General features: G+C 68.4%; 11 protein-coding genes. 6 read left to right on the forward strand and 5 right to left on the reverse strand.

Annotated elements, in window-relative coordinates:
• On the forward strand, positions 1-471 hold a 471-nt coding region (locus tag AB0J52_RS15030), incomplete at its 5' end, for a TetR/AcrR family transcriptional regulator C-terminal domain-containing protein (RefSeq protein WP_500182156.1).
• A 132-nt stretch (positions 472-603) separates the two neighbouring features.
• Entirely contained in the window at positions 604-1,713 is a 1,110-nt protein-coding gene (locus tag AB0J52_RS15035; protein ID WP_500182157.1) for a serine hydrolase domain-containing protein, read from the forward strand.
• A gap of 76 nt (positions 1,714-1,789) precedes the next feature.
• Here the strand turns inward: AB0J52_RS15035 and AB0J52_RS15040 are convergent, their stop codons facing one another.
• Positions 1,790-3,289 (reverse strand): UbiD family decarboxylase, encoded by a 1,500-nt coding sequence (locus AB0J52_RS15040; RefSeq protein WP_500182158.1) that lies wholly within the window; start codon positions 3,287-3,289, stop codon positions 1,790-1,792.
• 1 nt (position 3,290) lies between these two features.
• Positions 3,291-3,902 (reverse strand): non-oxidative hydroxyarylic acid decarboxylases subunit B, encoded by a 612-nt coding sequence (locus AB0J52_RS15045; protein ID WP_500182159.1) that lies wholly within the window; start codon positions 3,900-3,902, stop codon positions 3,291-3,293.
• Positions 3,903-3,993: 91 nt separating this feature from the next.
• Here AB0J52_RS15045 and AB0J52_RS15050 point away from each other — a divergent pair, with 91 nt between their 5' ends.
• The 3 genes from AB0J52_RS15050 (at position 3,994) to AB0J52_RS15060 (ending at position 6,285) form a co-directional block, all read left to right on the forward strand.
• Positions 3,994-4,446, forward strand: coding sequence for a MarR family winged helix-turn-helix transcriptional regulator (locus AB0J52_RS15050; RefSeq protein ID WP_500182160.1), 453 nt, complete (start codon positions 3,994-3,996; stop codon positions 4,444-4,446).
• A gap of 271 nt (positions 4,447-4,717) precedes the next feature.
• On the forward strand, positions 4,718-5,770 hold the full coding sequence (locus AB0J52_RS15055; protein WP_500182161.1) for a NucA/NucB deoxyribonuclease domain-containing protein: 1,053 nt from the start codon (positions 4,718-4,720) through the stop codon (positions 5,768-5,770).
• Positions 5,771-5,775: 5 nt separating this feature from the next.
• Positions 5,776-6,285 carry a hypothetical protein gene (locus AB0J52_RS15060; RefSeq protein ID WP_500182162.1) on the forward strand — a complete coding sequence of 170 codons (510 nt, stop codon included), beginning with the start codon at positions 5,776-5,778 and terminating at the stop codon, positions 6,283-6,285.
• 173 nt (positions 6,286-6,458) lie between these two features.
• On the opposite strand, the gene AB0J52_RS15065 is transcribed toward AB0J52_RS15060, so the two are convergent.
• Entirely contained in the window at positions 6,459-7,067 is a 609-nt protein-coding gene (locus tag AB0J52_RS15065; RefSeq protein ID WP_500182163.1) for a hypothetical protein, read from the reverse strand.
• A gap of 575 nt (positions 7,068-7,642) precedes the next feature.
• Between AB0J52_RS15065 and AB0J52_RS15070 the strand changes: the two genes are divergently transcribed.
• The gene (locus AB0J52_RS15070; RefSeq protein WP_500182164.1) at positions 7,643-8,263 is read left to right on the forward strand and encodes a hypothetical protein; all 621 of its coding nucleotides are present in this window, start codon (positions 7,643-7,645) and stop codon (positions 8,261-8,263) included.
• Positions 8,264-8,305: 42 nt separating this feature from the next.
• On the opposite strand, the gene AB0J52_RS15075 is transcribed toward AB0J52_RS15070, so the two are convergent.
• Together AB0J52_RS15075 and AB0J52_RS15080 are read right to left on the reverse strand one after the other, a co-directional pair.
• The gene (locus AB0J52_RS15075) at positions 8,306-9,253 is read right to left on the reverse strand and encodes a nitrilase-related carbon-nitrogen hydrolase (protein ID WP_500182165.1); all 948 of its coding nucleotides are present in this window, start codon (positions 9,251-9,253) and stop codon (positions 8,306-8,308) included.
• On the reverse strand, positions 9,244-9,912 hold a 669-nt coding region (locus AB0J52_RS15080; protein WP_500182166.1), incomplete at its 5' end, for an agmatine deiminase family protein. The genes AB0J52_RS15080 and AB0J52_RS15075, both read right to left, overlap by 10 nt.

Here is a 9,912-nt window from a genome sequence, read left to right on the forward strand (position 1 = left end):
GATGGGGCGAGCGCGTGGACGCGGGCGATGATCGACCGGTGCGAGGTCCACCCCTGGCTGTGCGACCTCCCCGTCCGCGGGGCCCCGGTGACGCCGAACCTGCTGGACTGGACCGAGGCGATCCTGAAAGTGCTGACCGGCGCCGGGCTGACCCCCACCGAAGCCCTGGGGTGCGCGTTCGTGCTGGACGGCTATGCGCGGCAGATCGGCGGCATGCGCCGCGACCTGCGGTACAGCACCGCGGCTCCGACGCAGTCGGAAACCGTGACCAGGTTCCTCCTGCCCCGGCTGCGCGAACGCGGTCACTCGGTCCTGGCGTCCATGATGGACGGCAACGACTACACCGACGACGTCGTCGACGATGACGTGACCTTCGGGCTCGACCGGATCCTGGACGGGATAGGCGTACTGGTCGCAGCAAAAGGTGCCGCGAAGCCAACCGCCCAGGAGCATCAAGAAGCCCGCGAATGAGAGCTTCAGCAATGGCATGCCGCCGTCACGGCCGTGCCAACTCCCCCGCGGTCGCTGGGTTGGGGGGTTCGGGGATAACTCAGGGATCACCCCTGATGTCGATCACCGGAGGTCCTGCGACGCTCTGGGGGCATGAAACTCAAAGGCATCGGGCTCGCCGCCGCCGCCATCATGTTCACCGTCACCACCACCGCCGTCCCAGCGAATGCCACGACAGCCGCTCGTGACGACGTCTTGCAGACGGCGCTCGACGAGGTGGTCGCGACCGGCCAAGCCGGCGCGATCGCCGAGGTCAGGCGGGACGGCACGACCTGGCGCGGCGCCAGTGGCCGCGCCCGGCTGGACCGTCCGGCCCCGCCTCCGCTGAACGGCCGGTTCCGCGCGGGGAGCGTGACCAAGCCGTTCACCGCGACCGTCGTGCTCCAGCTCGTCGCCGAGGGCCGGGTCGGCCTGGACGACTCCGTCGAACACTGGCTGCCCGGCCTGATCAAGGGAGGCGCCGGGGACATCACCGTCCGGGAGCTGCTGAACCACACCAGCGGCCTACCCGACCCCGTCGGGGCACTGGTGGACGACGACGGCCTGCCGCGTGACCGCTGGCGAACGTGGACGCTGGCGGAACTGGCGCGGCTGTCGAACGCGCTGCCGCGTGACCCGAACCCACCGGGCACGCACTACAGCTACTCCAACAACGACTACATCCTGCTCGGCATGATCATCGAGAAGGCCACCGGCCGGTCCTTCCGGACCGAGATCACCCGCCGTGTCATCGTCCCGCTCGGGCTGCGGGGCACCTCCCTGCCGGGCGCGAATCCGTGGCTGCCCACCCCGCACGCGGACGGTTACGCGACAGTCCGGCGCGACGGACGCGACGTCACGTACGACATGACCGTCCTCAATCCCACCATGGCGGGTTCTGCCGGGGAGATCGTCTCGACCACGGGCGACCTGAACCGGTTCTTCGCCGCACTCCTCGGCGGCCGCCTGGTGCGTCCGGACCTGCTCCGCCAGATGACGGCCGGCGACAACGGCTTCGGCATCGAATCGACCACGCTGAGCTGCGGCGTCCGGATCCACGGCCACGGCGGCGGCATCCCCGGCTACCTCACGATCGCCTTCACCTCCACCGACACCCGCCGCCAGGTCGCCCTCTCGATCAACCGCTACCGCGCGATCGACCCCTCCCCCGCCGCCATGGCGTTTCTCAACGCTGCCTTCTGCCCCGGCCAGATGACGAGGTAGCTGAGGTAGCCGGGGCCTGGAGGACGTCCCTGCCGGGGGCGCGTATGCGTGGCGCTCAGGTCGTTCTGCCGTGGGGTCAGCTCGCGGCAGGGAATCCGTACTCGGTCCACTGGTCGAGGACGCGGCGCTGGACGTCCTCCGGGTAGGAGTTGCGGAAGCATGCCGTGACGCCGCGCTCGGAGTTGGTGAACTGGTCGGGGGTGAGGCAGCTCAGCACGGACTTTCCGCCCTTGCCGGTGCGCACCTCCTCGTCCGTCAGGTACGGCACCATCGGGATGCCCGGCGCATCCGGGTAGAGGTACTCGCCGGTGCCGGGGTGGTAGCGCGTCGCCATGGCCCACGCCACCTGGTCGATGTCGGTGATGTCGATGTCGTCGGCGACCAGGATGACCTTGGGGACCAGCCAGCCGGTGTGCGATCCGAACAGGACGTCCGCGATGGCGTCGGCCAGGGCTCGTTCGCCCGTCCCGGTGCGGGCGAGCCGCGCGGTGTCCACGGCGACGACGATCCAGCAGGTCGCCGCCTCGTAGGAGCACCACGCGAACGAGACCGGCAGGCCGCTCGACCGCAGCACGTCCAGGCTGGTGGCGGAGATCATGGTGCCCCAGACGGTGTGGTTCTCCTCGGGCGGCAGCCCGGCCGCGCAGACGGGGAGGATCGCGCCGTCCCGGTGGGTGATCGTCTCGACGTGGAAGACCGGCTGCGGCCTGCCCTCGGGAAAGGCGTAGCCGTGGTACTCGCCCATCGGCCCCTCGGGCGCGGTCTCGTCCGGGCTGATCCAGCCCTCCAGGACGATCTCGGCGTTCGCCGGGACGAGCAGCCCGCCCGCCTCGGTCGCGACGACCTCGACCGGGCTGCCGGTGAGCGCGCCGACGTAGCCGTCCTCGCTGACGTGGGCGGGCAGCGGCATGCCCGCGGCCGCGAGCGCGGCGGGCGGCGCGCCGAGCACCATCGCCCAGGGTGTGCGCTCGCCTCGTTCGCGCCACATCTGGTGGATCATCCCGATGTGCTGCTGCGGCATCGCCGGGCCGACGAGGGTGTCCGGGCCGTTCAGCATGGTGCGGGCGACCGACCAGCTCGTCCACGAACCGTCCGGCGTGCGGACGACGTGGAAGCCGTAGGTGCCGAAGTACCGGCCGCCGTCCTGTTGGTGGAGGAGCGGGACGGGGAAGCGCGTCAGGTCCACCGCGTCGCCGGTGAGGACGTTCTCCTTGCACGGCCCGGACGCCACGACCTTCGGCGGAACCGGCTCGGCGTGCATGGCCCGGACGAGATGCTCCACGATGTCCCGCGGAGTGGCGTCGCGCGGCAGGCCGAAATGGGCGGCGAGGCGTCCATGGGTTCCGGTGGCGGCCGGGCTCAGACCGGCGGGCGCGCCCAGGATCCGGAAGCCGGCGTCGCCTTCGGTGAGTTCGCTGAACAGCGGAGCCGGGCTGCGCGTCTCGTACACGCGGCGGGTGATGGCACCGACTTCGAGCGTCGGGCTCACCGGCGTGCGAATGTCCACGGCGTCCCCGGCGGCGAGCAGTTCGTCGACGAAGTCGCGAAAGTTGAGCGAGCTACCGCGTTGCGTCATGTCAGACGGCCTTTCTGAGTGAGGGCGAAACGGAGCCGGAACCCGGGCCGGGGCCGGAGAAGCCCTGCCACCGCTGGGCCGTGGGCAGGTCCAGTCCGAACTGGTCGAGAACGCGCGCGACGATGTGCTCGACGATCCCGTCGATGCTCTCTGGAGCGTTATAGAAGGCGGGCATGGGCGGCATCACGACCGCGCCCATCCGCGTCAGCTCCAACATGTTCTCCAGGTGGACGGCGGAGAGCGGCGTCTCGCGCGCCACCAGGACGAGCCTGCGGCGTTCCTTGAGCGTCACGTCCGCCGCGCGGGCGATCAGACCGTCCCCGTAGCCGGTGCGGATCGAGGCGAGCGTCTTCATGCTGCACGGGACGACGACCATGCCGTCCGTCCGGAACGAACCGCTGGAGATCGCCGCGCCCTGGTCGTCCGGGCCGTGGGTCACCGACGCGAGCGCCGCCACCTCGCGGACCGAGCGCCCGGTCTCCTGCGCGAGCGTGACCCGCGCCCACCGGCTCACCACCAGGTGCGTCTCGACGTCCAGGTCGCGGAGCGCCGCCAGGAGGCGCACCCCGATCGGCGCCCCGGTCGCTCCGGTCATGGCCACGACAAGCCTCATCCGCACTCCTTCCATTTAGGACGTGTACGTCCTATTTGCCCGAGGATATAGTACGTGTACGTCCTATCGCGCCGAAGGAGCCTGAACAGCTATGACTCGGGAGAATGCGGACGCGTCGCTCGCGCGGACCGCGATCGAGGGCGTCGGACCGCTGGCCCGGCGTCTCAACCAGGCGCACGCGCGCCTGTGGCACGAGCGGGTGGACCAGGAGCTGACCGGCCCCCAGTTCACCGTGCTGAGCCTCCTGCACACCCACGGCGACATGGACCAGAGCACGCTCGGCACCCGCGCCCACCTCGACAAGTCGACGGCGGCGCCGCTTCTCGACCGCCTCCGCCGCCGCGGCCTGGTCGAACTGGCGAAGGACGACGCGGACCGCCGCCGCAAGCTGGTCCGCATCACCCCCGACGGCCGCGCCCTGGCGACCCGCCTGGCCCCCGAGGTGATCGCCGTCGGCGATCAGCTGCTGTCGTCCCTGACTCCCGAGGAACAACGCCAGTTCCTAGCACTCCTGACGAAGGCGGTCGCAACGCCGAAGACATAAGGAGTCGCGGCCGCAAGCCGCAAAATGCCGGCCACCATCAACGGCACCTCCGCCACCACCACCCCTCCGGGACCGGACCCCGTTCCGCCGGCCATCTGGCCACTTCGTGCCGTGCCCGCAGGCTCCTCAACCCCGACCACGGCTGACGCCTTGGTCGGCCGTCAGGACAACGTGTCAGCTTAGGGGTGATTTGCGTGGCGAGTTACGAGTTTCCCACGATGGCCTTTTAGGTAAATATCTCTACTTTGAGCCCGTCTTACTCCTCTCCCGCGTGGAGGTTGATGTGGCTCGTCGCCAATGGTTCGGCGGTCTCACTGCCCTGATCGTTCTCGGTGGCGTTCTGGTACCGGCAACGGCCGCCGGTGCGCTGGACCGATCGCAGGCTCGCTATGAGCCGATGAACTCTCCGGCTGAAGCGCAGATGCAGCCCGCCACCCAGCTCGGTGCGTCCGGGCGGAGCGCGCCACGGACCTGCTTTCCTAAGCCGAACAGGTATAACCGCACCCAGTCCTGCAGTGTCCGTGACGAGACCCTCAAACTCACGATCGGCGGCCATGAACTCGGCCGGTTCACCTACCGCATCACGCAGACGACCGCCCTCAGCGTCAAGAGCACCAAGTTCACCGAGCATGTGAACTTCCGGGTGCTGGCTGTTCGCGGAGACATCGAGTCACCTCGACTGACCTTCGGCAGCCGATGCAAGAGCCCATGCCGTGCCGGGATCAGCTTCCCGCAGAACAGGGTCCTGCGCCGGGGAACGTCACTGACCGGGACGGTCTCTTACAGCGTCAAAACCGGCAAAGGAAAAATCTACAAGCTGTGGAACAACTACAGCTGGACGTTCCGGGGAACGAACGTTCCCGCGGCGACTCTCCGCACGAGGTCGGTCACCTACCGGTGTGACAATGCGCTCAACACCCAGGGCGCCGGCTGCGTGTACCCCGGCTACATTCCAGTGATGACGGCCATGAAGAAGCTTCCGCAGATCGCGGCCAACATTCGTCGTGTCCAAAGCAGAGGAAACCACTATGGCCGCCCCGGCAGCGGCCGTCCGCTGCATCGCATGATGGACAGGAAGAAGCAGGTGAGTAACCGTCGGGCGGTATGTCGCAGAGCGGTCGTCGGGCCGCCGCCGCGGCCGGGTGTCAGTTGCGACGAGTACCCCTTCGCCAGCACGGCCGAAGGGGGGACGGCGCTCAGCAGGACCGATCGCGGCACCGCATGGGTTCCGGTAGCCGAGCAGGACAGCCAGCGAGGCCTGATCACCGGCTCCCACACCTCCCAGCGGGTCCTCGACGGCGACCCGTTCTACGTGGGAGTCTGATCGCCGTGCCGGACTCGCCCCTGCTCGTCACCGCCAGCCATCATCAGTACTCGCTGGAGTGGGCGCAGTTCGATCCCGACGCCATGGATTTCACCAATGGCAACGGCCTGGTGTGGGTCTCCCGGGGGCGGATCGTGGTGAAGACCGGCCTTGATTCCGGTGATCTGCCAGTGCAGTTCGGTGTCCACGACCACGTCCCGCCTCTCGATCTGGACTCCTGGGACGAAGTGGTCGAGGTCAGCGCGGAGATCGACGGTGACCGTGTCTTCGTCTACATGCCCGACGGCATTCTTGTGGGCGAGGTGGATCTGCCTCGGGGAGCCGGCGCCTACCGGCTGCGCTTCCATGCCCGGGGCCGGGACGCGGGCTGGGACGCGGAATTCATCGATGCCGATGAAGGGGACGAGCTGGTGGAACAACACATGATCTTGATCTGGCGGGCAGTGGCAGCCGACGAGACCGTTTTCAAACTGACCGATCAGGTGGGAGCGCGAAACCGCTCCTTGCGTCAGTAAGCCATCTCTGCTCGGCGACACGCGAGTCAGCAAGCAGGAACGGGGTTGTCGCCGACGATCCCCTTCGGTTCTCACCCACAACAATCAGCCTGTGGCAGGGGCACGATCGTGCCCCTGCCACGGGCTGATTGCAGCCTTGTCGGCGCCTGTCTTGGGCGATGCGCCGGCGACGGCTAGTGCCTGGCGGGAACTGCCAATCCCCCGGTGGTGAAGCTGCAGGTCACGATGCGGCGGCCGTCCTTGAGCCTGCACCCCCTGGGTACGGAGAGAAAGCCCTGGTAGCGCTGGAGCTTGATGGTGAGAACGGCTCCGGCCCGCCACACTCCCGCACATCTGACACCCGAGACGCAGCTCTTCACGGAGTGCGAATACACGCCCGGGTAGCATGAGCGCGCGCTTCGGCATTTGGCGGCGCGAGCCTTGCCGACCGTCCGCCCTCTGAAGATCTCCCGGGCCTGGGTGGCCATGGCGGTGACCTTGGCGCTGTTGGTGCAGTTGGCTTTGTAGCCATAGCTGGCGTTCGTGTTCACCAGCACATGCCGGAGATAGTTGGCGGTGATGTTGTGGTGCCCTCCCCCCGTGCAGGTGATCTTCAGCGGCTTCAGTCGGCCCGCTTCAGCGACCTCGAAGTCCCAGGAAGAAGTTCCGCTGGCCATGGCTTCGGTCCGGGCCTGCACTTGCGTCATCGGGTGAGCGCCGACCGGGCTCGCCAAGGCCGTCGAGGCGGGCACAACAGCTGCCGCGGCCACCACGACAGCGGCAACAGAGAGGTGTTTGATCACGCTGAGCCGTTCCTTTCTCTGATCGGTCACTGGTCCGGCTAGTGGAAACCGCGGATCGCAGGTCGCCCGGGGGACGCATTCGTCGCTCCCGATCTAGAGCATTTTCCGGCCTGTTCGATTTCACCGAGAGCACCGACCGAAAAGCGCTCTACCCTGACACCACCCACCAGCCCATACCCAAGGGATCATGACGGCCGACCTCGGTTTGTTCATCAGGGTAAACACCGACACGTCAGGACGGCCAGCACTCGGCTTCCTCCCGAGTATCGAGGTTAACCCCTATCTCTTTGTGTCCCGATGACCGTAATGCGGCACTGGGGAGTGCCGTGTCGACGCTCCTGAACGCCTTCGGTGGCCAAGGGGATCGAGGTTGCGATGAGATGACCGCCATGCATGGAGTCACTCGAACCCATCTCTGACCAGGCGAGAAAGGAAACCACTTCGAGCATCGAGAGCGCCGGCCCGCCGATCGCCGGAGAGACCCGATCGTCGGCCTCAGTGTTTGCCACGATGGCAGATCAGACGTTCTGATCTTTACTGGACCTACTCCGCTCCCTTCAGCCTCGGAGGTTGACATGGCCATCCAGAAGCGGATCAGAAACTTCACCGCTATCGCTATCGCGGCTTCCACCCTGATCTCGATGGCGGAATCGACTGCAATGGCGGCATCCGCCCCCGCCCCCGCACATGGACGGACGATGAATCCGCAGCGGCAGGCCAGTGCCGCCGGTCTCGTCGAGGGCGCTTTCTCCGATTCCACCCACGTGGCGGCCGGCGCACCGATCCGGTCGACGCCCCCCGGCTATCGCGCCCGCCACCTGCAGGGTTCCTCACTCCTGAGATCCTTCAAGGTGAGCTGGAAGAGCGTCAACGGGTCCAGGTATGTCAGCGCCTGGGGAACCTACGATCATGGATCACGAAGTGTCACCATCCGCGGCACCCTTCAGGACACCAGGAAGGACAAGTACGCGGCTGGACTGCAAGTCTTCGTCGGCGAGTCCGGGAAACCCGGCCTCACCAAGCCCTTCTATCTGGTAGACGGCCGCGGCCGCCCGGCGCCGGGCAGAGGGTACGCGCCTTTCAGTTGGCGGTCCTCCTACAATGACGACTTCGGGGTCCGCGAATGCCTGGTCTCCGTCAGGAAGCCCTATAAGTGGACGTGTGGCCGGTGGAAGTGGGTCTATCGCACCTGGTAGACCGCTTCTTTCCCCGGATGTTGGAGTTCGGGCGGGCTCCGGTCACCCGCGTCGATCCTTGCTCCGAGGGGCCGTGAGGGGGGTGTAGGTGTCGGGGCGGCGGGTTTCGTAGAAGGGGAAGAGGGTGAGCCAGTCGCGGCGCTGGTCCAGGTCCAGCGGGGCCACGAGGGCGGCGTCGCCGGAGCGGGGGGCCTCGGCCAGGACGCGGCCGTAGGGGTCGGAGATGAACGAGCTGCCGTAGAACTCGATCAGGCCCTCGTGGCCCCATCGGTTGGGGACGACCATGAAGGTGCCGTTCGCGATGCCGTTGCCGACGATCACCTGGCGCCAGAGCGGGGCGGTGTCGAAGTCCGGGTGGTCGGGTTCGGAACCGATCGCCGTCGGGTAGGCGAGCACGTCCGCGCCCGCGAGGCCGTAGGCCCGGGCCACTTCGGGGAACCATTCGTCCCAGCAGGTCGGCATGCCGATCTTAGCTCGGCCGTTCAGGTCGACGGGCTCGTAGGCCTCGGCCACGGCGGGGCCCGGACGGAAGTAGCGGTCCTCGTAGTAACCGGCGGTCCGGGGGATGTGGGTCTTGCGACGGCGTCCCGCCATCGAGCCGTCGGGGGCGACGAGGATGGCGGTGTTGAAGCCCAGGCCGTCGGCGGCGGGGCTGCGTTCGAAGAGGGACGCGTGCACGTACACGCCGTGTTCGGCGGCCGCTTTCGCCGCGAACGTCCGTGTGGGGCCCGAGTCGATGTCCTCCGCGGTTGCGGACGGGTCACCGGACGGGCGGGTGTCGGCCGGGTAGCGGGACAGGGTCAGCTCCGGCAGGAAGACGACCTCCGCGCCCGCCGACGCGGCGGCGGCGATGCCCTCCGACAGGGTGGCGGTGTGCTCGGCGGCGTCCTCGTGCCAGCGCGTCTGGACCAGGCCGACGGTCAGGACGCCGCGCTGGGGCGCCGCGACGCGGGCCGGGGACCCGGACGGCCGGGCGGTGATCAGTTCCATGCTCTCTCCTGGAGGGGCTGCTGCTGGGTGATGCAGTGGATGCCGCCGCCGAACCGGAAGATGTCCCGGGCGTCGACCTGGACGACCTCGCGGCCGGGGTAGGCGTGCCGGAGCAGGGCGGCGGCCTCGGCGTCGCGGGGGTCGTCGAACGCGCAGAGCACGACGGCCCCGTTCGCCACGTAGTGGTTCACGTAGGAGTAGTCGACGAGTTCCCCGTCCGCCTCGGTGACGGTCGGCGCGAGCAGTTCGACGACCTCGATCCGCTCGCCGCGGGCGTCGGTGGCCGCGCGGAGGATGTCGATGACCTCCCGGCTCACCTCGTGGTCGGGATGGCCCGGGTCGGGCTGGGTGTGCACGACCGCCCGGCCGGGCGCGGTGAACGCGGCCACGATGTCCACGTGGCCGCGGGTGCCGAACTCGCCGTAGTCGGCGGTGAGGCCGCGCGGTAGCCAGATCGCCTTGCGCGTCCCCAGGCGCGCGTGCACTTCGGCCTCGACCCGTTCGCGGGTCCAGCCGGGATTGCGGCCGGGGTCGAGTTGGACGGTCTCGGTGAGCAGGACCGTGCCCGCTCCGTCGGTGTGCAGGCCGCCGCCCTCCTGGGTGAGCGGGGAGGCGGTGCGGGGCACTCCCGCGTGGCCGGCCACGTGGCGGACCTCGCG

This window comes from Spirillospora sp. NPDC049652 (assembly GCF_040675125.1).
In the GTDB taxonomy this organism is placed as follows: Bacteria; Actinomycetota; Actinomycetes; order Streptosporangiales; family Streptosporangiaceae; genus Spirillospora.

Bases quoted from the DNA above. Each gene is read 5' to 3' on its own strand.
- AB0J52_RS15050 (WP_500182160.1), top strand. From the start codon at position 3,994: ATGACTCGGGAGAATGCGGACGCGTCGCTCGCGCGGACCGCGATCGAG.
- AB0J52_RS15075 (WP_500182165.1), bottom strand. From the start codon at position 9,253: ATGGAACTGATCACCGCCCGGCCGTCCGGGTCCCCGGCCCGCGTCGCG.
- AB0J52_RS15035 (WP_500182157.1), top strand. From the start codon at position 604: ATGAAACTCAAAGGCATCGGGCTCGCCGCCGCCGCCATCATGTTCACC.
- AB0J52_RS15070 (WP_500182164.1), top strand. From the start codon at position 7,643: ATGGCCATCCAGAAGCGGATCAGAAACTTCACCGCTATCGCTATCGCG.
- AB0J52_RS15045 (WP_500182159.1), bottom strand. From the start codon at position 3,902: ATGAGGCTTGTCGTGGCCATGACCGGAGCGACCGGGGCGCCGATCGGG.
- AB0J52_RS15040 (WP_500182158.1), bottom strand. From the start codon at position 3,289: ATGACGCAACGCGGTAGCTCGCTCAACTTTCGCGACTTCGTCGACGAA.